The following is a 24626-nucleotide window of genomic DNA, read 5'->3' on the forward strand; positions in this document are numbered from 1 at the left end:
AGGGGAGAGGGAAGGCGCCAGACACCAAACCCCAATGGAGCACGCATGAACGCACCGAGCCCCGCAACGCGTACCGCCCCGCGGACCGACGCCGGCGTGGTGACGCTCCCGCAGAGCCTCGCACCCCGCGCCGAGGGACCGCGCATCTACAACCTGTTCCCCCTCCTCGTCGGACGGGTCTCGGCCTGGACGGCCGAACTGCCGCGCATCGCCGGCCTCGGGTTCGACTGGGTGTACCTCAACCCGTTCCACCAGACCGGCGGCTCGCGCAGCCTCTACGCGGTGGCCGACACCGACCGCCTCGACGAGCGCTTCCGCGACCAGGACGGCACCTCCGACGACGAGCAGATCCGCCGGTTCTGCGCCGCAGCCCGCGCTCAGGGCCTTTCGGTGATGACCGACCTCGTGGTCAACCACACCGCCCGGGACGGCGCGCTCGCCCGCGACCGGCCCGACCTGTTCCTGCGCGACGCCGACGGCGAGATCGAGAGCCCCTACGCCGTCGATCCCGACGATCCGAGCAAGCGCACGGTCTGGGGCGACCTCGCCGAGCTCGATTATCACACGGACAAGAGCCGCACGGAGCTGACCGCCCTGTGGTCGGGCTACGTCAACCGCCTGCAGGATCTCGGTGTCGCCGGCTTCCGCTGCGACGCCGCCTACAAGGTGCCGGCCCCCGTGTGGCGCGACCTGATCGGGGCCGCCAAGGCGGTGGAGCCCGGGTGCCTGTTCGCCGCCGAGACCCTCGGCTGCACCTTCGAGGAGGCGCAGGCGACGGCGGGCGCCGGGTTCGACTACCTGTTCAACAGCTTCGCCTGGTGGGACCTCCGGGCTCCCTGGGCCCTGGAACAGTACGACCGCCTGCGCGTCGTCGCCCCTTCCATCGCGTTCCCCGAGAACCACGACATGGCCCGCCTCGCTGCGGATCTCGACGGCGATGCCGAGGCCGTCGCCCGCCACCTCAAGGCCCGCTACGCGCTCGCGGCCTTCTTCTCGGCCGGCGTGCTCATGCCCATCGGGTACGAGTGGGGCTACGCCAAGAGCCTGCACGTGGTCGAGACCACCCCCGAGGCCCGTGAATCCAGCACCGGCATCGATATCTCTGCCTATGTCACCGCCATCAACGCCCTGCGGGCCGAGCTCTCGGCCGCCAACGTCGAGGGGGCGCAGGCGCGGATCTCGGCTCCCGACGCGGATTTCGTCGCCCTCCTGCGCTTCGACACCGGCCACGGCGCCTCGGCCCGCAACGCCGTGCTGGTGCTGCACAATCCCGGCGCGACGCCCGTGACGCTGGACGCCGCCCCCCTCGTCGCCCGCACGGGCGGGATGCTCGGTGCCTTCACCGACCGCACGCCGGACGTCGCCCCCATCGCGTTCACGCCCGGCATCAGCATCGACCTGCAGCCCGGCGAAGTCCGCATCCTGAGCGCCACCCGCGACACGGTCGCGAAGGATCCGCCGCTCACCACGCCGACGGGCGAGGGCCGCGTCGTGATCGAGGCGGTGTCGCCCGAGATCGACGGCGGCCGCTCGGCGGTCAAGCGCGTGGTCGGCGAGAGCGTCCACGTCACCGCAGACATCTTCAGCGACGGCCACGAGATCATCGACGCCGAGATCCTGTCCCGCGTCGTCGGCGAGGAGATCTGGGCCTCCGACCCGATGGCGTTCATCGAGAACGACCGCTGGGGCGGGCACTTTCCCCTGGAGCGCAACGGCCGCTACGAGTTCACCATCCGGGCGTGGCGCGACGCCTTCTCGTCCTGGATGCGCGACACCCTGAAGAAGCGCGACGCCGGGGTCGACGTCCAGCTGGAGACCGTCGAGGGCATCGCCTTCGTGGTCGACGCCACCGACGAGGCCGAGGGCGCAGACCGCGACCGCCTGAAGGCGCTGGCCACCGCCTTGGACGCCGAGACCACGGGCTCGGCGGCCCAGCTCGACCTCATGCTGGCGCCGGAGAACGCCGGCCTCGTTCGCCGCTACGCACCGCGGGTGAACCTGTCGCGCTACCCCGTCAACGTGCCCGTCATCGCCGACCGCCTCGCGGCCCGGTTCTCGGCCTGGTACGAGATCTTCCCGCGCTCGCAGTCCATGGACGTCAGCCGCCACGGCACCTTCGACGACGTGATCGCCCGCCTGCCCGAGATCCGCGAACTCGGCTTCGACGTGCTGTACTTCACCCCGATCCACCCCATCGGGAAGACCAACCGCAAGGGCAAGAACAACACCCTCAAGGCGCTGGAAGGCGATGTCGGCTCCGTCTACGCCGTCGGCTCGGAGGCGGGCGGGCACGAGGCGGTGCATCCCGACCTCGGCACCCTCGATGATTTCCGCCGGCTGGTGGCGGCGAGCCACGCCTACGGCATGGAGATCGCTCTCGACTTCGCCATCCAGTGCTCGCCCGATCACCCCTGGATCAAGGACCACCCCGAGTGGTTCGAGTGGCGCCCCGACGGCACGCTCAAGTTCGCCGAGAATCCGCCGAAGAAGTACGAGGATATCTCCAACGTCCACTTCTACGGCGGCGCCCTGCCGTCCCTGTGGATCGAGCTGCGCGACATCGTGCTCGGCTGGGCCGCCCTCGGTGCCCGCATCTTCCGCGTCGACAATCCGCACACCAAGCCGATCCCGTTCTGGGAGTGGATGATCGGGGAGGTGAACGGCCGCTACCCCGACGTGATCTTCCTCGCCGAGGCCTTCACCCGGCCCAAGATGATGAAGAAGCTCGCCAAGGCCGGCTACCAGCAGAGCTACACCTACTTCACCTGGCGCGACACCAAGGCCGACCTCATCGACTACTCCACCGAGCTCGCCGGCGAGATGGGCGAGTATTACCGGCCGAACTTCTTCGCCAACACGCCCGACATCAACCCGATCTACCTTCAGACCAGCGGGCGGGCCGGATTCGTGGTGCGCGCCACCCTCGCCGCGACGCTCTCCAGCGTGTGGGGCATCTACAACGGCTTCGAACTCTGCGAGGCCGCGCCCTATCCCGGCAAGGAAGAGTATCTCAACTCCGAAAAGTACGAGCTGAAGGCCTGGGACTACGACCGGCCCGGCAACATCCGTGAGCACATCGTCAAGCTCAACCGCATCCGCCAGGACAACCCGGCCCTGTGGGATTTCCGCAATGTGGTGTTCACGGGCGCCTACAACGACGAGATCATCGCCTACGCCAAGACGACGCCCGAGGGCGACAACTGCATCTTCACCATGGTCAACCTCGATCCGAAGAACCGCCAGGAATGCACCTACGAGGTGCCGCTCTGGCTTCTCGGCCAACCCGACGACGGCGCCGTCGAGGTCGAGGACCTGCTGCTGGGCTACACATTCGAACTGCGGGGCAAATCCCACCGCATCGCCTTCGATCCGGCCGAGCGTTCGGCCATCGTCTGGCGCCTTCGGGCCCCGCGCCGGGTTGCGCCTTGAACGCACCCATGTCAGCAGAAACCCCGGCGATCGGACCCGATCGTCGCGGTGTCGCCTCAGTGTCGGCGCCTATCCCTCCGACGGACGCCGCACCCGGCGATCCCCGTACGGGCCCCGGTGCGCACACTCCGACCACGCCCTTGAACTCGATGCATGAGGCAACGACGCGATGATCGATCGCAGCGATCCGCAATGGTACCGTGACGCCATCATCTATCAGATCCACGTCAAGTCGTTCTTCGACTCGAACAACGATGGGATCGGCGATTTCGAGGGCCTGACGCAGAAGCTCGACTACGTCCGCGACCTCGGGGTCACGGCGATCTGGCTGATGCCGTTCTATCCGTCGCCCCTGCGCGACGATGGCTACGACATCGGCGACTACCGTGAGGTCAACGCCTCCTACGGCACGATGGAGGAGTTCCGGAAGTTCGTGGAGGCGGCGCACGAGCGCGGCCTGCGCGTCATCACCGAGCTCGTCATCAACCACACCAGCGACCAGCACCCCTGGTTCCAGCGCGCCCGCGAGGCGCCGGCCGGGTCGCCGGAGCGCGACTTCTACGTCTGGTCGGACACCGACACGCCGTATTCCGACACCCGCATCATCTTCCTCGACACCGAGACGTCAAACTGGACCTGGGATCCCGTCGCCAAGCAGTATTTCTGGCACCGGTTCTACAGCCACCAGCCGGATCTCAACTTCGACAACCCGGCCGTGCTGGAGGCCGTCATCGAGGTGATGCGCTACTGGCTCGACATGGGTGTCGACGGCCTGCGCCTCGACGCGATCCCGTACCTCATCGAGCGCGACGGCACGAACTGCGAGAACCTGCCCGAGACCCACACGGTCATCAAGGCGATCCGCGCGGCCCTCGACGCGAGCTATCCCGACCGGATGCTGCTGGCGGAAGCCAACCAGTGGCCCGAGGAGACGGCGCAGTATTTCGGCGACGGCGACGAATGCCACATGGCATTCCACTTCCCCCTGATGCCGCGCATGTACATGGCCATCGCCCGGGAAGACCGGCACCCGATCACCGACATCATGCGCCAGACCCCGGAGATCCCCGAGGGCTGCCAGTGGGCCATCTTCCTGCGCAACCACGACGAGCTCACCCTCGAGATGGTGACCGCGGAGGAGCGCGACTACCTGTGGTCGTTCTACGCCGCCGAACGCCGCGCGCGCATCAACCTCGGCATCCGGCGCCGCCTCGCGCCGCTGCTGGAGAACGATCGCCGCAAGATCGAACTCATGAAGTCCCTCGTCCTGTCGATGCCGGGCACGCCGGTGTTGTACTACGGCGACGAGATCGGCATGGGCGACAACATCTATCTCGGTGACCGCGACGGAGTGCGCACCCCGATGCAGTGGTCCCCGGACCGCAACGGCGGCTTCTCCCGAGCCAATCCGGCGAAGCTGTTCCTGCCCTCCGTGCAGGACCCGATCTACGGGTTCGACGCCATCAACGTCGAGGCGCAGACCCAGTCGCAGACCAGTCTGCTGAACTGGACCCGGCGCATGATCGCCATCCGCAACAACTCCGTCGCCCTCGGGCGCGGCGGCATGCAGTTCCTGTATCCGTCGAACCGCAAGGTGCTCGCCTGGATCCGCGAGTTCGAGGGCGAGCGCGTTCTGTGCGTCGCCAACCTGTCGCGGGCGCCGCAGGCGGTGCAGCTCGACCTGTCGGAACTGCGCAACGCCGTGCCCATCGAGCTCACCGGCGGATCGGAATTCCCGGCCATCGGCGAGTTGCCCTACCTGCTGACGCTACCGAGCTACGGCTTCTACTGGTTCTCCCTGAGTGCCGCCAACACCGGCAGCATCGGCCCGCAGCCGGAGACGCCGGAACTGTTCACCCTCGTGCTCACCGGCGGCATCGACACCCTGATGGCGGGCCGCGAGCGCACCGCCTTCGAGCGCACCGTGGCGCCGCGCTTCATCGCCACCCGGCGCTGGTTCGGCGCCAAGGGCTCGCGCATCAAGTCCGTGCAGGTCATCGACAGCGTCGCCCTCAAGGACGACACCGGCGAGGCGCGCTTCCTCCTACCGCGCGTGGCGGTCCACCTCGCCAACGGCGAGCGGCAGGATTACTTCGTGCCCGTGGCCGTCGACGAGGGCCGCGAGGACGAGACCCTGATGCCGTTCGCCGTGGCCCGCGTCCGGCGCGGTCCGCGCACGGGCCTGCTGTTCGGGGCCTCCGCCTCGCCGGCCTTCGCCGTCGCCATTGTGGAAGGCATGCGGGAAGGCCGCGAACTGCCCACCGAGACGGGCAAGCTCGTGTTCTCGACCACCTCCGCCTTCGACCCGGCGATCACGTTCGATGCCGGCGAGGTGCGCAACCTCAGCGCCGAGCAGAGCAACACCTCCATCGCCATCGGCTCGAAGATGATGCTGAAGCTGCTCCGGCGGCTCCAGACCGGCGTGCATCCCGAGATCGAGGTCGGGCGCTTCCTCACGGAGACGGCGCATTTCTCCAACACGCCGGCGCTGCTGGGCGTGGTCGAGCATGTCGATCCCGACGGCGTCCGCACCGCCATCGCCGTTCTGCAGAAGTTCGTCCTCAACCAGGGCGATGCCTGGACCCTGATGCTGGAAGGCCTGCGCCGCGACTTCGACACGGTGGTGCTCGCCCCCGAGAGCGAGGCGCCGACGCCGGACGAGGCCTTCGAATCCCACCTGCGCTGGGCGGTCCTGCTCGGCCGGCGCACGGCCGAGATGCACAACGCCTTCGCGGTGGAGACGGACGACCCGGCCTTCGCGGCCGAGCCGTTCGAGCATGCGGACCTGCAGGCGCTCGGCGAAGACACCCGCCGTCAGGCCGAGCGCGCCTTCCGGGGCCTCGACGCCCTGGCGGGACGGGCGGCCAACGTGGCGAGCACGGAACTCGCCGGCCGCCGCCGCGAGGTCGAGGACGCCATCGAGGCGCTCACGGCCCGGGCACCCGTCGGCGCGATGAAGACCCGCATCCACGGCGATTACCACCTCGGCCAGGTCCTGGCCGCGGAGGACGACCTCATCATCGTCGACTTCGAGGGCGAGCCCTCGCGGCCGGCCGACGAACGCCGCCTCAAGTCGACGCCCCTGCGCGACGTCGCCGGGATGATGCGCTCGTTCGCCTACGGCGCCGAGACCGTGACCCGCGAGATCGCCGTGCGCTTCGCCGATTCCGAGGAGCGGGCACGCCGGGCCTCCATCGCCTGGCGCGGCATGATCGATGCAGCCTTCCTCGACGGCTACCGGGAGGCCGTCTCGGTCAGCCGCGCCGCCGTGACGGACGCGGAGACGGAGAGCCGGCTGCTCAAGCTCTGCCTCCTGACCAAGGCCCTCTACGAGGTCGATTACGAGGCCAACAACCGTCCCGACTGGATCGAAATCCCCGCACGTGGGGTTCTGACCATTCTGGACGACATCAAGAGAGGCGTTTGAATGACGGGCATCGACGAGACGTTCGCGGGCCGCACCGGGCACGCATCGGCAACCTCGGGGGCCGCGAACGTAACGCCTGTTGCCACGGGCACGCGGGCGCCTGCTGAGACGCGCGGCGTGCACCCCGACGCGGTCGCCGCCATCATGTCGGCGAACCACGGCGACCCGTTCTCGGTGCTCGGCCCCCACGAGGTCGGGCCGGGCACCTGGGAGGTTCGGGCCGTGCTGCCCGAGGCGAAGGGCGCCACCCTGCTGACGGCGGGCCAGCGCATTCCGTTCGAGCGCAAGCACCCGGACGGTTTCTTCGTCGCCCGGGTCGAATCCCAGGGCCGCCCGCTCTACGAACTCGCCGTCGAGGACTGGGACGGCACCGAGCGCACCCGCCACGACCCCTACGGCTTCGGCTCGTCCCTGGAGCAGCACGACATCGACGCCCTGCGCGAGGTCGGCAGCAACGTCACCTACCGCATCCTCGGAGCCCAGGCGCGCGACGTCGACGGAATCCAGGGCTTCCGCTTCGCCGTATGGGCCCCCAACGCCCGCCGGGTCAGCGTGGTCGGCGACTTCAACGCCTGGGACGGCCGGCGCCACCCCATGCGCCTCTGGCAGAACGGCGGCGTCTGGGAGCTGTTCATTCCGGGCCTGAAGGCCGGCGCGCACTACAAGTTCGAGCTGCGCGGCCCCGACGGCACTGTCCTGCCCCTCAAGGCCGATCCCGTCGCCTTCGCGGCGCAGCACCCGCCCGAGACCGCCTCCGTGCTCCAGGGGACCAGCACCCCGACCTGGAGCGACGCGAAGTGGATGGAGACCCGCGGGGTCAAGGACCCGCGCTACGTGCCGATCTCGATCTACGAGGTCCATCTCGGGTCGTGGGCGCGGGTGGCGGAGGAGGGCAACCGCTACCTCACCTACAAGGAGCTCGGCGACCGGCTCATCCCCTACGTGAAGGAAATGGGCTTCACCCACATCGAGATGCTGCCGATCACGGAATTCCCGTTCGACGGCTCATGGGGCTATCAGCCGGTCTCGCTGTTCGCGCCGACGAGCCGGTTCGGCACGCCCGACGACTTCGCCGCCTTCGTCGACGCCGCGCACGAGGCCGGCATCGGCGTGATGCTCGACTGGGTGCCGGGCCACTTTCCCCTCGACGCCCACGGGCTCGGCCAGTTCGACGGCACGCACCTCTACGAGCACGCCGACCCGCGCCAGGGCTTCCACCAGGATTGGGGCACGTACATCTACAATTTCGGCCGCACGGAGGTCTCGACCTTCCTCGCCGCCAACGCCCGGTTCTGGCTCGAGCACTACCATCTCGACGGCCTGCGCGTGGATGCCGTCGCGTCGATGCTCTACCTCGACTATTCGCGCCGGCAGGGCGAGTGGATCCCCAACCGCTACGGCGGCAACGAGAACCTCGACGCCATCGACTTCCTGCGCAAGACCAACGAGGCCACCTACAGTCACGCCCCCGGCACCCTGACGGTGGCGGAGGAATCGACCTCGTGGCCGGGCGTCTCGCACCCGACCTACACCGGCGGCCTCGGCTTCGGCTTCAAGTGGAACATGGGGTGGATGCACGACACCCTGAACTTCGTCTCGAAGGAGACGATCCACCGGCGCTACCACCACCACGACCTGACCTTCGGCCTGCTCTACGCCTTCTCGGAGAACTTCATCCTACCCCTGTCCCACGACGAGGTGGTGCACGGCAAAGGCTCGCTGCTCGGCAAGATGACCGGCGACCGCTGGCAGAAATTCGCCAATCTCCGGGCCTATTATGGCTTCATGTGGGGTCACCCCGGCAAGAAGCTGCTCTTCATGGGCTGCGAGTTCGGCCAGGAGAAGGAGTGGAACCACAACCAGTCCCTCGACTGGCACCTCCTCGACGATCCGCATCACCAGGGCGTCAAGGATCTGGTGCGCGACCTCAACCACCTCTACGCCGCCGTGCCGGCCCTCCACACCCGCGACACGGAGGCCGCCGGCTTCCAGTGGCTGGTGGCGGACGACCAGGACAACAGCGTCATCGCCTGGGCCCGCAAGGGCCGCGAGGCCGGCGAGGTCGCCGTGGTGGTCTCGAACTTCACGCCCGTCGTGCGCGAAGGCTACCGGATCGGCGTGCCGGAGGCGGGGTTCTACCGCGAGGCCATCAACTCCGATGCCGAGCGCTACGGCGGCTCCAATGTCGGCAACATGGGCGGGGTCCGAGCCGAAGCCGTGCCGAGCCACGGCCAGAGCCACTCCGTCAGCCTGACCATCCCGCCGCTCGCCACGACGATTTTTGTCCGCGAGGATTGAGGCCAGCCTCCAGGGCGGACGAAAAAGCCGGCGGTGTCCTCGCGACGCCGCCGGCTTTTTCGTAGGCCCATGGCCTCAGCCATCCTCCAGGGGGAACCGCTCAGCGACCCAATAGGGTTCGAGGGGGCTGCCGACGATGTTCTCCGCCTCCCACCGGTGCAGGAGCGCGGCCAACCCCGCCCGATCGTCGGCCATCAAGGGAACGCCGACCTCGCAGAGGCGGTCATACATCGGTTGGCGGCGCGCTTCGTCCAGGATGCGGTCCGGGCGATAGTAGCCGTCGGTCTTCGCCCACATTGCCCGCGCTGCGTCGAGTTCGCCAAGGGCAATGGCGGTGATGAGATGCCAATACGGATGGAGATGCCCAATCGTGGCAGGGCGCGTACGAGCGAAGTTCAGGCACTTGCGTGTCGTATCCAGGGGTCGAAGCGTCGCGATCGCATCGGCTTCGACCCGCGTGACAAAGTCAGCGTACATCGTCGGATCAGACCAGAACCAACCTTGCCCTCCCGCGAAACCAGCCGATCGCCATATCCGGTCACTGCAGCGGCCGAGTCCCTCCCACGACCAAGTACTGGGCATAAAGAACTCGGACAGATGCCACCTGACGACACACCGATCCGGATCGCTGGTTCGGTCGATCAAAACGAGTCGCCCAACCGATCCCACCGGGCGAAGCCAGAGTGTCTGGTGTCCCACGAGGACGAGGTCCGGGTTCCTTTCCAGAAGCGGCTGCACCAGGCTCTTGATCTGACGCTTCGTCGTCATGGCTGCGGCTTGATCTGGTTCATGATGATACTTCGGGACTCAGGATAGTTGAGCTTGGCAGCTCTCACCAGACGCAATGCCCGCCGGGCTCCAGATACGTATTCCCTGTTTTAATATCGTAGATACAAACCATATTTTTTCGAGTTAGTTCATAAATATCCAGCCGTATTGTATCCAATCTGCCATATTTCAGCTCTTCTCCATCATCATTCAAAGAAAATTCGACCCTCACGTTAGGATACATTCGAGCAAGGATTGTTCGTCCAGCATCAAGATGGATCATACTCCCAAGTCTGGTATTATCCAGAAGCGGGTTCAGAGCCTTTAACCGCTTGGCCGCTTCGTCCGTCGTCGCCTGCACCTCGCGATTGAGAGGGCACTCTTGGTCGAGGGTCGCCTGGTCGATCCTGCCGACCCAAGCGAGCGGGTAGTCCTTTCCCGCATACGGTTCGAAATGGTAGCGCATGGCCGTAGTTCCGGGGGCCTTACCGAAACTCGGCCCCCGCGCGGCGAGGTAGGCGAACAGGAACGCCGACGCTTCCAAAGTCGCCGCCACGGCGGGTGCGACGACGAACGGCACGACCGGCAGGAAGACCGGCCGAATCGTCGCCTCGGGCGGGGTCCCCGATCCCGCGAACGTCGCGCGCGAGAGCACCTCGCCGGTCTGTCCGTCGCGGATGGTCTGGACGTCGCCCTCGGTCTCGAACAGGCGGCTCTCGCCGTCGGGCGTGATGACCCGGTGCTGCTCGTCCCAGTCGCCACGTCCGGAGCGGACCCGGATCGACAGGACTTCGCCACCGCCGTCCAGCAACGTCCGCTACTGCGTCTGCGTCGGTGCACCGCCCCCGCCTCCGGACGGGCTCCACTGCCCGCCGCCGCCCTGGCCCGCCGGAACGCGGGGCTGATTTGGGTCGTACTTCCGCATCAGGTGGCGGACGCGGAGCAGCTTCGTCTGCGTGGTCAGAAGGGCGAGGCGAAGCCGCATCGCTTCGAGATCTTGGGTCGTCCGGGGATAGGTGGCTCGGTCGCGCGCTGGCATGGCGAACACCTTTGTCCATGAAATGTTCTACCGTAAGATGCATAAAATAGGAAATTATTCAAGATAAATCGGCTCTGCCCGCGCGACCGCTGGCGAGTGCCCGAACGAAAAACGCCGCCCCGGAAACGGGACGGCGTGATGGTAACACTGCAAAGAACCCGGTCCGCGAGGGACCGGAGGAGGGGACTCAGGCGGCCTGATGGCGCGGCAGCAGCTTACGGTTCACCAGCATCTCGGCGATCTGCACGGTGTTGAGGGCGGCACCCTTGCGCAGGTTGTCCGACACGCACCAGAACGCGAGACCGTTCTCCACGGTGGCGTCCTCGCGGATGCGCGAGATGTAGGTGGCGTCCTCGCCCGCCGCCTCGTGCGGGGTCATGTAGCCGCCCGGCTCGCGCTTATCGACCACGAGGATGCCGGGGGCCGAGCGCAGGATCGCCCGGGCCTCGTCGGCCGACATCGGGCTCTCGAACTCGACGTTGACCGCCTCGGCATGGCCGATGAACACCGGCACCCGCACGCAGGTGGCCGTGAGCTTGATCTTCGGGTCGAGCATCTTCTTCGTCTCGGCCATCATCTTCCACTCTTCCTTCGTGAAGCCGTCTTCCATGAAGACGTCGATCTGAGGGATGACGTTGAAGGCGATGCGCTTCGGAAACTTCTCCTGCACCATCTGACCGGCGGTGAAGACCGAGCGGGTCTGCTGGAACAGCTCGTCCATGGCGTCCTTGCCGGCGCCGGAGACCGACTGGTAGGTCGAGACCACCACGCGGGTGATCTTCGCCACATCGTGCAGGGGCTTCAGGGCGACGACGAGCTGGGCCGTGGAGCAGTTCGGGTTGGCGATGATGTTGAGCTTGGAGAAGCCCAGGATCGCGTCCGGGTTCACCTCGGGCACGATGAGCGGCACGTCTTGATGGTAGCGGAACGCCGACGAGTTATCGATGACGACGCAGCCGGTCTGGCCGATGCGCGGCGACCATTCCTTGGAGGTCTCGCCGCCCGCCGACATCAGGCAGATGTCCGTGTCGGAGAAATCGTAGGAATCCAGCGCCTGCACCTTCAGGATCTTGTCGCCGAATGAGACCTCCTGCCCCATGGAGCGGCGCGAGGCGATGGCCACCACCTCGTCGGCGGGAAACGCCCGCTCGGACAGGATATCCAGCATCTCGCGGCCCACATTGCCCGTGGCACCGACGACGGCGACCTTGTAACCCATGATCCTCACCAATCCGCTCGAAGCGCCCGGCCCGGGGCCGGCGCCCGGCACGAGCGCGGCGGCACCATTCGGGATCGGACGCCGTGTCCAGACCCTCCCCGCCGTGCGCCGCGCCGCCCCTTCGGGTGGTGCGGTCGCCTGCCGGCCGCGGAGGTCACACCGCAGCGCGGCATGATTCGTCAAGGGCGGGAGCAAGACGCCTTGCTCCCGAACCTGTCAAGGGTTCGGAGCCCCGGGGAAGGGCGCCTACGCCACCCGCGCCGGCCGCTGCGCGAGCCCGTCGCGGATCTCGGCCAGGATCGCGTAGGAGCGCCGGCGGGCCGCCGGATCGTGGATCGCGCTCGCGACCATGAGTTCGTCCGCTCCGGTCTCGGCCACCAGATCGACGAGGCCCCGCGCGACGGTCTCGGGCGACCCGACGAGGGCGCGGGCGAGCATCCGCGAGGCCTGGGCCTTCTCCGCCGGCGACCAGTAGGTCTCGATGCTGTCGATGGGGGGCTGCAGCAGGCCGCGCGTGCCGCGCAACAGGTGCGTGAACTGCTGCTGGGCCGAGGTGAACAGGCGGCGCGCCTCGGCATCGGTGTCGGCCGCCACCACGTTCACGCCGATCATGGCGTGGGGCTTCGGGCACTGCGGGGAGGGGGTGAAGTTGGCGCGATACGTCGCCAGCGCCGGCAGCAGGGCGTCCGGGGCGAAATGCGACGCGAAGGCGTAGGGCAACCCGAAGGCGGCGGCGAGTTGCGCCCCGAACAGGCTCGACCCCAGGATCCACAGGGGCACCTTCAGCCCCGTGCCCGGCACGGCCTGCACCGCCTGACCCGGCTGGAGATCGCCGAACAGCGCCTGAAGTTCACGCACGTCCTGCGGAAAGGTGTCGGCTGCCTCCGGCATGCGGCGCAGGGCCCGCGACGTGCGCGGATCGGTGCCGGGCGCGCGGCCGAGGCCGAGGTCGATCCGGCCGGGATACAGCGCCTCGAGGGTGCCGAACTGCTCGGCGACCACCAGAGGCGCGTGGTTCGGCAGCATGATGCCGCCGGCACCGACGCGGATGCGCTGCGTGCCGGCAGCGAGATAGCCGACCACCACCGCCGTGGCCGCGCTGGCGATGCCGATCATGTTGTGGTGCTCGGCCACCCAGTAGCGCCGGTAGCCGAGATCCTCCGCGTGTCGGGCGAGCGCGAGGGCGTTGCGCAGGGCATCCCCGGGGGTCGAGCCCTCGGGCACCGGGGCGAGGTCGAGGACGGAGAGCGGAATCATAGCGTGTCGGTATCCCTGATCGCGCCCGAGCTCGGACCTGAACGTCCCCCGTTCGAGAGATCGCGACGGGGAAGCGCGGAGACAAGCCGGGGCTCCCATGCGGCCGCCGCATGGGTCGGCGCCCCCGACCTTTAAGGTGCGATTCACCGAGACCGAGAAATCCGCCGCCGATCCCCGCGTGGGAAACCGGATCGTACCGGGTGATCCGCGAGGGTCGACGCCACGGGTCGTCCAGGGGGGCCGCTCGTCCGGCGGAGGGGTGCGGTTGCGGCGGATCACCACGAGCGACGACACGGGGGAGAGACCCGGTTCGACCGGCGGCCAGCGGCATCCCTCGACGGCCCTGCGGATCTCCGCGCGCCTCGCCTGCGCGGCGGCCGCCATCGCAGCGCTCAGCCTGCTCGCCCGCGAGAGTCGCGAGAACGGCAGGACCGGCCCGCCGCCCGGGGCGCTGGCGGGCGATGCCCCGACGGTCATGTCCGAGGCGCCGAAGCCGTTCGTGCCGAGCGTGGGCGTCGCCGTCCGGCCGGCCGTACCCACCGCCATGGCAGCGCCGCGTTTCCGCCTCGACGATCCCGATGTCCTGGAGCCGGCCCGTGCCGAGGGAACCCGCATCGATCCCGCCAGCGGGCGTCGCGAGGAGACCTTGAACCAGGGCGCCTTCCCGAACATCGAGGCGCCCTATCTGCGCATGACCGTCGGCGATACGGGGCAGGGGGACCCCACCCCCGGCCTGTTCGTCACCCTGGTGCGGCGCGCGGCGGACGGGCCGGGCCTGTCGGTGATCCGCACGGGCGAGCGTGGACGCCTCGCGACCAAGTTCGGCCTGATCGAGACCCTGGAGGCGACCTTCAGCGGCCCCCTCGACCGGGTCTGCACCGGTTTTGCCGGATCGGCCGGCGCGGCGCTCCGCTTCGAAGGCTGGCTCTGCGCTCCCCTCGGGCAGGCACCGGAGCCCCGCGCCGTGGCCTGTGCCCTCGACGCCCTGGTACCCCTGGCGCCAGGCGTTCCCGGCTTCGATGGTCCGCGCGATCCGGCCTGCCGCCCGGCCCCCGACACCCGAACCGGCTCCCTAGCGGTGGTGGGCAAACGAAAAAATGAGGCTCAAGTGCGGCGGAACACGCAAGCGCGGCCATAATTGTGGAACCAGCCCTGGGCTCGCACGTCGTATCCCCATAAGGACGGCCGAGTTTCTTAATCAGTTCGGCCTACACATCCTCCTCTCATCTGAACAAGGTGCATCATGCGCGCTGCCACGATTGCCCTGATGGGCGCCCTGACCCTCTCCGGCGTCGGACTCAACACCGCCGCCGAGGCCCAGGGCCGCTACGCTCCCGCCGGCGTGCGCGTGAGCCAGCCGCTTCCGATCCGCATTCGTCCGCGCAGCTGGCTCGATGCCGGCAACGTCGTCGAAGCCAACAACGGTTCGGTCAGCAACCCGGCCACCAACCCGCAGCTCATCACGGCGAGCTACCTGAACTCCCCGCCCTACGGCCGCAACGATCGTTTCGGCACCGGCATCCTGGCCGATCCGATCACCAACGGTCCCTTCATCGGAGCCCGGTCGAGCGCGATCCGCAACATCGATTTCTCGCCACTCGACCCGATCCTCGATCCGACCTCGCCCCTGGCCGGTCGCTACTGAGCGATCCGATCGCGACGTGAATCGAGCGGCGTCGTCCCCCGGGACGGCGCCGCTTTCGTTCGCCTCGAAGACATGTCCGTTCGCCTCGAAGACATGTCGAATTCCCGTCGCGTCGCGATTACAACGGCGAATCTCCGGCCGCACCGTCGCCCGCCGGGTCGGACGCGCCGCACATGATCACAGAGGAGACGGCTCGCGACGTGCCCCGAGGGTCTGGCTGGCGCCGAGCCCTGCGCTGGCTGCCGATCGCGTCGCTGGTCACCGTATCGCTGGCGATCCTCGTCTCGGGGGTCGCACACCTCCTCGACCTCGACACGCTCCTGGCCTCCCGCGCCTGGCTGACCACGGCGGTGGCAGGGAATCCGATCGGCGCCATGGCGGTGGCGGCCCTCGCCTACGTGACTGCGGTGGTCGTTTCCGTCCCCGCGAGCCTGTTTCTCACGGTCCTGTGCGGCTTCCTGTTCGGCATCGTGCCGGGTGCGCTCATCGCCGTGGCCTCGGCGAGCACGGGCGCGGCCATCGTCTTCTCCATCGGCCGCGGGCCCGCCTCGGAACTGCTGCAACGGCGGGCGGGTCCACGCCTGGCCGGCCTCGCCGAAGGGTTCCGCCGCGACGCCTTCGGCTACGTCGCCTTCCTGCGGCTCCTGCCCATCTTCCCGTTCTGGCTGACCAACCTCGCGCCGGCCGCGTTCGGCGTTCCCCTGCGCACCTTCCTGCTCGCCACGATCGTCGGCCTCAGCCCCGGTGCCCTGGTCTACGCCACCACGGGTGCCGCCATCGAGGAAGTGGTGGCGGCGCACGAGACCGCGAAGGCCGCCTGCATCCTGGCGGACGGCGCGGATTGCGGGCAGACCCTGACCCTGCGCAGCCTGATCACTCCGAAAATGCTCGCCGGCCTCGGTGCCCTGGCGGCCTTCGCGCTCCTGTCCGTCGTGCTGCGCCGCCGCCTGGCCCGACGACCGGGACGGGATCGAGGCGACGACGCGGAAATCGGTTCCGGCATCTGACCCGCGCGGCCGAAAGCGCAGCCCGGTTTTCGTTCATGTAGAATCGTACTAGAAACGGCGTCCAAGCCAACCACATTCCTGTCATGATGCGGGAAAAGCATACCGGCGGGGAGACATCCCGCCAAAACCTGGACTGTCGCCTCGTATATTTTATTCAGAACGGCGATCCGAGCATCGAATTTCGCGTCGCTGTTCCGATGGACCTTGCTGGGCATGATACGTGATGTTCGATGGATCGAGACTTCGATCCGGAACAACGATCACGATTGAGAGCTTTTCACACGAAATTCCTATTGCCGAGGTTGAAAGTCTTGACCAGGTCTCGCTCCGAACCCGAGACTCTCTCCATGGGCACGCCCGTCACCGCCCCGGCGGCGGACGCGGAACCGGTCCATTCCTGGTGGATCCGCCGGAGGATCGGCCTCTCCGGCCGGGTGTTCCTGCTGACCGTCGCCCTCGTCGGCCTGTGCGAGGTCCTGATCTACGTTCCGACGGTGGCGAACTACCGGGTGATGTGGTTGTCGGACCGGATCGCGGCGGCCCGGGTGGCCGCCCTCGTGGTCGATGTCTCGCCCCGTTCCGGCGTCTCGAACGACCTCACCGAACGGCTTCTGCGCGGCGTCGGCGCCCGCGCGGTGATCGTGTCCGGCAGCGACGCCCGCAAGGTCATCGCCCGTGAGCCCCTGCCGGACTCCGTGTCCCGCGTCGTCGATCTCGGGGCCAACAGTTGGGGGCACTCCATCGCGGGCACGTGGTCGACCCTGTTCCTGCCGGCATCAACGCCGATCCGGGTCGTCGGCAAGCCCCAGGAGGGCTTCGATCCGGTGGAGGTCATCCTCGACGAGGCCCCCCTGCGGCGCGCCATGGTGGCGTTCTGCCTGCAGTTGCTCGGCACCTCGCTGATCATCGCGGCGGTCGTCGCCGGCCTCGTCTTCTTCGTGCTGCAGCGGGTCATCGTACGGCCGGTGCGGCTGCTCGTCTCGAACATCACCGCCTTCGCCGACGATCCGGAGGAGACCGCCCGGGTCATCGTTCCGTCGGGGCGCAACGACGAGCTCGGCGACGCCGAGACGGCCTTGGCGCGAATGGAGACGGCCCTGGCCGGCGAGCTGCGGGCCAAGAGGCACCTGGCCGATCTCGGCCTCTCCGTCAGCAAGATCAACCACGAGATGCGCAACCTTCTCACCACCGCGCAACTGCTCGGCGATCGCCTCGAAGGGGTCACCGATCCGGTGGTGCAGCGCGTCGCCCCGCGCCTGGTCGCCACCCTCGGCCGCGCGATCCGGTTCTGCGAGGAGACCCTGGCCTACGGGCGGGCGACGGAACGCCATCCCCAGCAACGCACGGTTCCGCTCGCGCCGCTCCTCGCGGATCAGGCCGATCTGTCCGGGTGCGCGCCGGACTCGCCCGTGGTCATCCAGGAGCGCTGCGCAGCGGACCTCACCGTGCATGCGGATCCCGAACAGCTGTCGCGGGCGCTCGCCAACCTCGTGCGCAATGCGGTCCAGGCCATGGCGGACGAGAAATCGAACGATGCCCCCCGGATCATCCTCGAGGCGAGCCGGACCGGCGACACCGTCATGATCCTCGTCAGCGACAACGGTCCGGGCCTGCCGGCACGCGCGCGCGCGCACCTGTTCGCCCCGTTCAAAGGGTCGACGCGGCCCGGCGGTACCGGCCTCGGCCTCGCCATCGCGGCGGAGCTCATCGGCCTCAACGGCGGCACGATCACCCTCGATCAGAGCGAGACCGGCGTCCGGTTCCGGATCACCCTTCCGGCGGAGAAGCGGGCCTGACTTAAGGCCCCGCGCCGACGCCCCGGCAGGCCTACTCGGCCGCCGCCAGGGTGAGACCCGGGACGGTGATGCCGATGTCGCGCAGCAGTTCGGCGTCGGCATCGGTCTCGTTGTTGGCCGTGGTCAGCAGGCGCTCGCCGTAGAAGATCGAGTTGGCCCCGGCGAGGAAGCACAGGATCTGCGCCTCGCGGGTGAGGTCCTTGCGTCCGGCGCTGAGGCGCACGCGGGCGCGCGGCATCACGATGCGGGCCGTGGCGCACATGCGCACGAGGTCGAGGGGATCGACGGGCGGGCGCTCCGCCAGGGGCGTGCCCGCGACCGCCACCAGGGCGTTGATCGGAACGCTCTCCGGGTGCGGTGCGTGGTTGGCCAGCACCTGCAGCATGGCGGCGCGGTCCGTCACGCCCTCGCCCATGCCGACGATGCCCCCGCAGCACAGGCCGATGCCGGCGTCGCGCACGTTCTGAAGGGTGTTCAGACGGTCCGCGTAGGTCCGCGTGGAGATGATGTCGCCGTAGAAATCCGGCCCGGTGTCGAGGTTGTGGTTGTAGGAGGTCAGCCCGGCCTCGGCCAGACGCATCGCCTGCGAGGGGTTGAGCATGCCCAGCGTCACGCAGGCCTCCATGCCGAGATTGCGCACGCCGCGCACCATGGCGAGGACCGCGTCGAACTCTGGCCCGTCCTTGGGCTGGCGCCAGGCCGCGCCCATGCAGAAGCGGTGTGCGCCGGAGGCCTTGGCGGCGGCGGCCTCCTTCAGCACGGCGTCCACGGGCATCAGCCGCTCGCGCGGGACGCCGGCCTCCTTGTGGTGGGCCGATTGCGGGCAGTAGGCGCAATCCTCGGGGCAGCCGCCGGTCTTGATCGACAGGAGCGCCGCCCGCTGGATGTCGGCCGGGTCGTTGTGGGCGCGGTGAACCTCCGCCGCCCGATAGACGAGGTCGAGAAGCGGCAGGTCGTGGATCGCCTGGATCTCGGCCACGGTCCAATCGTGCCGGATGGCGGAGGTCGCCAGGGCGGGGCGGGGTGCGGCAAGCGCGGTCATCGTCTCGATCATGGCTCCAGAAGACGAATCCCGGCCGGAAAATCAAGCCGGCCGCCGAATTCCCGCGCCCTCAGTGGGTCGGCTCGCCCGCCGCGACCTTGGCGGTCCAGTCGTCGAAGGCCACCACCTCCTGGCGCTGGCTGCCGAGGCCGTCGATGCCCAGCGTCACCACATCGCCGCTCTTGAGGAAGCGCGGCGGCTTGGCGCCCATGCCGACGCCGGGGGGCGTGCCCGTGGTGATGACGTCGCCGGGCATCAGCATCATGAAGTGCGACAGGTAGGCGACGATCTGGGCGACGCCGAAGATCATCGTTGCCGTCGAGCCGGTCTGCATCCGCTCGCCGTTGACGTCGAGCCACAGGCCGAGGGCGTCGAGGCGCGGGATCTCGTCCAGGGTGACGAGCCAGGGACCCAACGGTCCGAAGGTCGGGCAGCCCTTGCCCTTGGTCCAGGTTCCACCGCGCTCGAGCTGGTATTCGCGCTCCGACAGGTCGTTGCAGACGCAGACGCCCGCCACGTAGGACAGCGCCTCGTTGGCGTGGACGTAGGAGGCGCGCGCGCCGACCACGATGGCGAGTTCCACCTCCCAGTCCGTCTTGGCCGACCCCTTCGGCAGGATCACCCGGTCGTTCGGACCGACGATACAGGACGGCGCCTTGTTGAAGACGATGGGCTCGGCCGGGATGCTGGCGCCGATCTCGGCGGCATGGTCGGCGTAGTTGAGGCCGATGGCGATGAAGTTTCCGGTGCCGGCGACGCAGGGGCCGAGGCGCGTGTCGGGCGGCAGCAGGGGCAGGCTCTCGGGGTCGATGATGCGCAGGCGGTCGAGCCCTTCCCGCGAGAGAGCCAGACCGCCGAGATCGCGCACGTGCCCGGACAGGTCGCGGAGACCGCCCCCCGCGTCCACCATCCCCGGCTTCTCGTCCCCGCTCGCACCGTGCCGCATCAGCTTCATCGCGCAACTCCCTCGCATGAACCCAGAGACGCCATCGCTCACCGAGGGCGCCGCCGCAAGGGTGACGCAGACGCGGCCAGACCGAAACCCCACAGCCCGCTGTTACAGGAATGCGACACCCGTCGACGGAAACCGAGCCTCGATCACTTTTGCGTCGAATTGGGGAACGATCACGAGACGGTTCACATCTGAACTAAAATTATCCGTCGTCGGGGCGATACGTGAAGCGCACGAGAACGACAATCATTCGACAGGTCAGTCATGAAAATATACTAGTCAATTCAAGCAACGCTCCGATTTGCGAAGTCGCGAACAGTCCGCCACTCTGCCCCTCAAGATGCCGGCTTCGAGCATCATTCCAGGGCGGGGAAGACATCCATGGCAATCACGTTGCGTTCCATCGCCCTCGCGGGCGTCTCGTCGGCGATGCTCCTCGGCGGGATCGCGGATGTGTCCGCCGGCGCCTTCGGCATCCGCGAGCAGAGCACCCTGGCCCAGGGCCAGGCCTTCGCCGGCGCCGCATCCGGATCGGGCGGCGTCTCGTCCATGTTCTGGAACCCGGCGGCCGTGACCATGCGTCCGGGCTGGGTCACCGAGCAGAACCTCACCTTCATCGGCCTGTCCGGGCACATCACCCCGCAGACCGGCACCAATCCGGGCTTCCTGCCGCTCGGCGGCAGCAACGACATCGGCCAGGGCGCGATCGTGCCCTCGGGCGCGACCTCGTACCAGCTCACCGACCGGCTCTGGATCGGCATCCAGACGGGCGCCCCGTTCGGCCTCGTGACCAAGCCGCGCAACGTCTGGGCCGGCGAGCTCTACGGCCGCTCCAACCGGATCTTCACCCTCGCCTTCAATCCGGTGATCGGCTTCAAGGTGAACGAGTGGCTGTCCGTCGCGGCCGGTCCGAACATCGAGTATTTCCGCCTCACCCTGCGTCAGGCGGTGCCGCTGCCGATCAACCCGGCCGTCCTGCCGAGTTCGTTCCTCAAGGGCGATTCGTGGGGCGTCGGCTTCACGGCGGGCGCGCTCATCACGCCGCGGGACGGCACGATCTTCGGCGTCGGCTACCGCTCCTCGGTCCATCACGACATCGAGGGCTCCATCGGCGTGCCGCTGCTGGCCCTCGCGCCCCTGGGCGGTCAGGTTCGGGCCAACCTCAACACACCGGAAAAGCTCAGCGTCGGCCTCACCCAGGCGGTGTCGCCCGTGGCGCGCGTCAGCCTCGGCTTCGAGTGGGACAACTGGAGCCGGCTGGGCACCGTCGGCATCGTCTCGAAGACCCGCGGCGTGCCCGTGAGCTTCCTGCCCCTGAACTACAAGGACGGGTTCACCTACTCCATCGGCGGCGAGTACGACTGGTCGCCCGCTCTCACCGTGCGGGCCGGCGTGGCTTACGAGGAATCGCCCATCGACGTCTCGAACCGCTCCGTGCGCCTGCCCGACAACGACCGCGTCAACGTCTCGGTGGGCGCGAGCTACCGCTGGAGCGAGAAGCTGACCCTGAACGTCGCCTACTCGCACCTCTTCCTGGACAAGGGCCGCATCCTGTCGGGCGCGGGCCGCGACTACAACGTCCAGAACATCGCCTTCGCGGGCGTGGCCGAGGGCAGCGCCGACCTCGTCTCCGTCGGCTTCCGCTACGTGTTCGGGGACGTGGCGGTGCCGGCCGCCGCACCGATCATCCGGAAGTATTGAGCGCCGCGTCCCATCCCCGACCGTCGCGCGGAGCACCTGGGCCAACCCTCTCCCCTGTGCGGGAGAGGGTGCCTGCGGAGCAGGCAGGAGAGGGGCGACCTCTCCGGATGGGGCGCTCCCCTCATAAGGAACTTCGTCCCGGCCCGACCCGCTGCGCGGGCCACCTTCTTCCGCACAGGGGGAGAAGGATTCTTCGGTGCGTCGCCGGCGCCCGACACCGAAATTTCTTGACAATATTCCTATTTCGTGGTTCAGTCCGGTCACTCGCCTCCCACGCGGGAGGCCCCCCGGCGGACCGGGTCGGGGGGCTCGGGGGAGGAGACGGCGCCTGCGTCGATGGCCCGGTTCGCCATCGCCCCGGGCGGCACACGCGACGCAAGGTGCCCTGGACGGGGAGGCCGTGTTGAGGCTGACTCCGGGACCCTGGGGCGCACCGAGACAACGGACGGTCCGCCCACTACGAGGCGGGCTCGGGGCTTGACCCTGATCAGTCGGCTGCCGCACCGGCGTTCCCGAAAAGGGGCGTCGCGTCGCGCGGAGGTGGGCCGCTACTAGCCGAGTCGTGTCGTGCCGTGTTGGACGCCGTGACGTCGAAGAGGGTCGGCTCCGCCAGACGGGGCCGGGCCGAGGGACGCCGGGAAACCGGCTCAAACCTTTACAAACGTGGTTTCGCGGCGTCCCGCGTCTCCCGTTGCCAGCCGTCCCCCGCGCCGAACCGGCGGCGGGGCGCTGGCGCGTGCGCGGTCAGGCCTTCATCCGCACATACGTTCCGGGCGCGGGCCCGAGGGAGGGAAGACCGGCCGCGCCGGGTACACGCGCCGGCACGCGGGCCGGGGCCTGATGCTCCAGCCACGTGAACCAGTACGGCCACCACGAGCCCTTGGTCTCCGTCGCCGCCGCGATCCACTGGTCCAGGGTCCCGCTCACGGGGCCTCCGGTCCAGAAGCCGTATTTCGGCTTGGCCGGCGGGTTGACCACCCCGGCGATGTGGCCGGATCCGGCCAGCACGTAGTCGACGGGACCGCCGAACTTGGTCGAGCCCTCGAACACCGACAGGGCCGGGGCGATGTGGTCCTCGCGGGTGGCGAGGTTGAAGACCGGCACCTCGACCTTCTTCAGGTCGAGGCGGACGTTGCCGAGCATCATCTTCCCCTGCGCCAGGGTGTTCTCGAGGTAGCAGTTGCGCAGGTAGAACGAGTGGTTGGCCGCCGGCATCCGGGTGGCGTCGGCGTTCCAGTACAGGAGGTCGAAGGGCATCGGCGTCTTGCCCTTCACGTAGTTGTTCACGACGTAGGACCAGATCAGGTCGTTGGGCCGCAGCATGTTGAACGCGGTGGCCATGCCGGTGCCCTCGAGGTAGCCGCGCTTCTTCATGCGGGCCTCGATGAGGCGGATCTGGGTCTCGTCGGCGAACACCTTCAGGTCGCCCGCATGGGTGAAATCGACCTGGGTGGTCAGGAAGGTGGCGCTCTTGATGCGCTTGTTGCCCGTGGCCGCCTGCATCGCCAGGGTGACGGCGAGCAGGGTGCCGCCGACGCAGTAGCCCGCCGCCGCCACCTCGTTCTCGCCCGTGGCGATGCCGATGGCGTCGATGGCCGCCTCGATGCCCTCGCGCATGTAGGCCTCGAAGTCCTTGTCGGCGTGGCGCTCGTCGGGGTTCACCCACGAGATGCAGAACACCGTCAAGCCCTGGGACACCATCCAGGCGATGAGGCTTTTCGCCGGGTTGAGGTCGAGGATGTAGAACTTGTTGATCCACGGCGGCACGATGAGGAACGGGCGCTTGATCACCGTCTCGGTGGTGGGCGCGTACTGGATCAACTCCATCAGGTCGTTGCGGAACACCACCTCGCCGGGCGTCACCGCCACGTTGACGCCGACCTCGAAGCCCGCCGCCGGGTCGGTCTGGCGCACGCGAAGCTGACCCTTGCCGGCCTCGATGTCCTCGGCCAGCATCTTCATGCCGCGCACGAGGTTGGCGCCGTTCTCGTCCAGGGTGTGGCGGATGAGCTCGGGGTTGGTCATCACAAAGTTCGACGGCGACAGGGCGCCGACGATCTGGCGCAGGTAGAACTGCGCCTTGTGCCGGGTGTGCTCGTCGATCCCGTCGGCCTCCTCCACCAGGCCTTCGGCCCAGCGCGAGGTGATGAGGTAGCTCTGCTTGATGAAATCGAAGATCGGGTTGGTCGACCATTCGGCGTGGGCGAAGCGCGTGTCCTTGGCCTCCGGCACGGCGACGGGCTGGGCCGCCTCGCCCTGGAAGCGGTTCCAGGTCTGGCCCCACAGGTTGATGAAGGCCTCGCTGAGCTTCGCCTGCGCCTCGACGGTCTTCTTCGGATCGACGAGCCAGCGTTCGGCCACGGTCCCGAGGGTCCGCACCACGTCGTTGACTTCCTCCGGCGGCTCGGGGGGCGCCTTCAGCACATCGATCTCGGTGGCGGGCTTCATGTAGACGGCAGCGGCCCGACCGAACTCCTCCATGAACCGGCTGGCATTGCGCGACAGGGCGTCGATGTCGGGCAGCGGTGTCGTCCGTTCGGTCGTCACGCGTTCATCTCTCCCTGGCCGAAGGCGCATTCGCGGGGGACCGGCACCGGGGTGGGCGACGGCGGCGCGGGGCCTCGTTTCCGACAAATTAACGCGGCATCGGGAGCTTACGCCAGACCGCGTCGCATTTCATCGGCCAACATCCGTCATGCTCCGGCTCTCCATGATCGCCCCTGCGCGCATCGTCGCGACCGCCGCCTGCCTCGTCGCCGTGGCGGGGTTCGCCGGGGCGTGCTCGAGCGACCTCAATCCCCTGAAGGCGGCCTATCAGCCCGGCCCGGCCGCCCCCGCCTTCGTGGCCGAGTCGCGCAAGCCCGGCGGGGACTTCCTGCCCGTGGGCGTCTCGGCGCCGGCCCGCCCGATCCGGGCGAAATCCGCCGAAGGCACCAAGGCCCTCGAGGCCGAACTCGAAGGCGCGCGCGGCCGCAACGAGGCGCAGGGACGCTCGGCCGAGAGTGCCGGCCGTGCGACCCGCCCGGCCTCCGCGACGCCCTGAAGC

General features: G+C 68.4%; 17 protein-coding genes. 9 read left to right on the forward strand and 8 right to left on the reverse strand.

Annotated features, from left to right (window positions below; genetic code table 11):
• Positions 1-45 precede the first annotated feature (45 nt).
• The 3 genes from ASF27_RS04305 to glgB all read left to right on the forward strand — a co-directional run bounded on the left by ASF27_RS04305 (position 46) and on the right by glgB (position 9154).
• Positions 46-3429, forward strand: a complete 3384-nt coding sequence (locus tag ASF27_RS04305) for a maltotransferase domain-containing protein (protein WP_056358040.1) — start codon at positions 46-48, stop codon at positions 3427-3429.
• 169 nt (positions 3430-3598) lie between these two features.
• Positions 3599-6856 (forward strand): maltose alpha-D-glucosyltransferase, encoded by a 3258-nt coding sequence (treS, locus tag ASF27_RS04310; protein WP_056358043.1) that lies wholly within the window; start codon positions 3599-3601, stop codon positions 6854-6856.
• Positions 6857-9154: a 1,4-alpha-glucan branching protein GlgB gene (gene glgB, locus ASF27_RS04315; protein ID WP_056358046.1), complete on the forward strand. Its 2298-nt coding sequence runs from the start codon at positions 6857-6859 to the stop codon at positions 9152-9154.
• A gap of 75 nt (positions 9155-9229) precedes the next feature.
• On the opposite strand, the gene ASF27_RS22085 is transcribed toward glgB, so the two are convergent.
• From ASF27_RS22085 to ASF27_RS04340, 5 genes are all read right to left on the reverse strand, one after another.
• Positions 9230-9922, reverse strand: a complete 693-nt coding sequence (locus tag ASF27_RS22085; RefSeq protein ID WP_156467448.1) for a hypothetical protein — start codon at positions 9920-9922, stop codon at positions 9230-9232.
• Between the two features lie 64 nt (positions 9923-9986).
• Positions 9987-10733, reverse strand: a complete 747-nt coding sequence (locus ASF27_RS04325; RefSeq protein ID WP_056358050.1) for a hypothetical protein — start codon at positions 10731-10733, stop codon at positions 9987-9989.
• Between the two features lie 6 nt (positions 10734-10739).
• Positions 10740-10961: a hypothetical protein gene (locus ASF27_RS22560; RefSeq protein WP_162238639.1), complete on the reverse strand. Its 222-nt coding sequence runs from the start codon at positions 10959-10961 to the stop codon at positions 10740-10742.
• A 187-nt stretch (positions 10962-11148) separates the two neighbouring features.
• On the reverse strand, positions 11149-12180 hold the full coding sequence (locus ASF27_RS04335) for an aspartate-semialdehyde dehydrogenase (protein ID WP_056174782.1): 1032 nt from the start codon (positions 12178-12180) through the stop codon (positions 11149-11151).
• Between the two features lie 246 nt (positions 12181-12426).
• A complete protein-coding gene (locus ASF27_RS04340) occupies positions 12427-13437 on the reverse strand; it encodes an LLM class flavin-dependent oxidoreductase (RefSeq protein WP_056358056.1) in 1011 nt (336 codons plus the stop codon).
• Positions 13438-13702: 265 nt separating this feature from the next.
• Here ASF27_RS04340 and ASF27_RS04345 point away from each other — a divergent pair, with 265 nt between their 5' ends.
• The 4 genes from ASF27_RS04345 (at position 13703) to ASF27_RS04360 (ending at position 17885) form a co-directional block, all read left to right on the forward strand.
• Positions 13703-14575: a hypothetical protein gene (locus ASF27_RS04345; RefSeq protein WP_244480920.1), complete on the forward strand. Its 873-nt coding sequence runs from the start codon at positions 13703-13705 to the stop codon at positions 14573-14575.
• 105 nt (positions 14576-14680) lie between these two features.
• Positions 14681-15082 (forward strand): hypothetical protein, encoded by a 402-nt coding sequence (locus tag ASF27_RS04350; protein ID WP_056174784.1) that lies wholly within the window; start codon positions 14681-14683, stop codon positions 15080-15082.
• Positions 15083-15255: 173 nt separating this feature from the next.
• Entirely contained in the window at positions 15256-16089 is an 834-nt protein-coding gene (locus tag ASF27_RS04355) for a VTT domain-containing protein (RefSeq protein WP_056358059.1), read from the forward strand.
• 311 nt (positions 16090-16400) lie between these two features.
• Entirely contained in the window at positions 16401-17885 is a 1485-nt protein-coding gene (locus tag ASF27_RS04360) for a HAMP domain-containing sensor histidine kinase (protein WP_244480921.1), read from the forward strand.
• Positions 17886-17916: 31 nt separating this feature from the next.
• Here ASF27_RS04360 and bioB read toward each other — a convergent pair whose 3' ends face one another.
• Together bioB and ASF27_RS04370 are read right to left on the reverse strand one after the other, a co-directional pair.
• Positions 17917-18939 carry a biotin synthase BioB gene (gene bioB / locus ASF27_RS04365; protein WP_056358064.1) on the reverse strand — a complete coding sequence of 341 codons (1023 nt, stop codon included), beginning with the start codon at positions 18937-18939 and terminating at the stop codon, positions 17917-17919.
• A gap of 58 nt (positions 18940-18997) precedes the next feature.
• Positions 18998-19882: a fumarylacetoacetate hydrolase family protein gene (locus ASF27_RS04370; protein ID WP_056261767.1), complete on the reverse strand. Its 885-nt coding sequence runs from the start codon at positions 19880-19882 to the stop codon at positions 18998-19000.
• A gap of 378 nt (positions 19883-20260) precedes the next feature.
• Here ASF27_RS04370 and ASF27_RS04375 point away from each other — a divergent pair, with 378 nt between their 5' ends.
• Positions 20261-21580, forward strand: a complete 1320-nt coding sequence (locus ASF27_RS04375) for an outer membrane protein transport protein (protein WP_082478814.1) — start codon at positions 20261-20263, stop codon at positions 21578-21580.
• Positions 21581-22324: 744 nt separating this feature from the next.
• Here ASF27_RS04375 and phaC read toward each other — a convergent pair.
• Positions 22325-24127: a class I poly(R)-hydroxyalkanoic acid synthase gene (gene phaC, locus ASF27_RS04380; RefSeq protein WP_056358067.1), complete on the reverse strand. Its 1803-nt coding sequence runs from the start codon at positions 24125-24127 to the stop codon at positions 22325-22327.
• A 148-nt stretch (positions 24128-24275) separates the two neighbouring features.
• On the opposite strand from phaC, the gene ASF27_RS04385 reads away from it, so the two are divergent.
• Complete coding sequence (locus ASF27_RS04385; protein ID WP_244473858.1) at positions 24276-24623, forward strand: hypothetical protein; 348 nt, start codon at positions 24276-24278, stop codon at positions 24621-24623.
• Positions 24624-24626 lie beyond the last annotated feature (3 nt).

Source organism: Methylobacterium sp. Leaf102, from assembly GCF_001422425.1.
Lineage (GTDB): Bacteria > Pseudomonadota > Alphaproteobacteria > Rhizobiales > Beijerinckiaceae > Methylobacterium.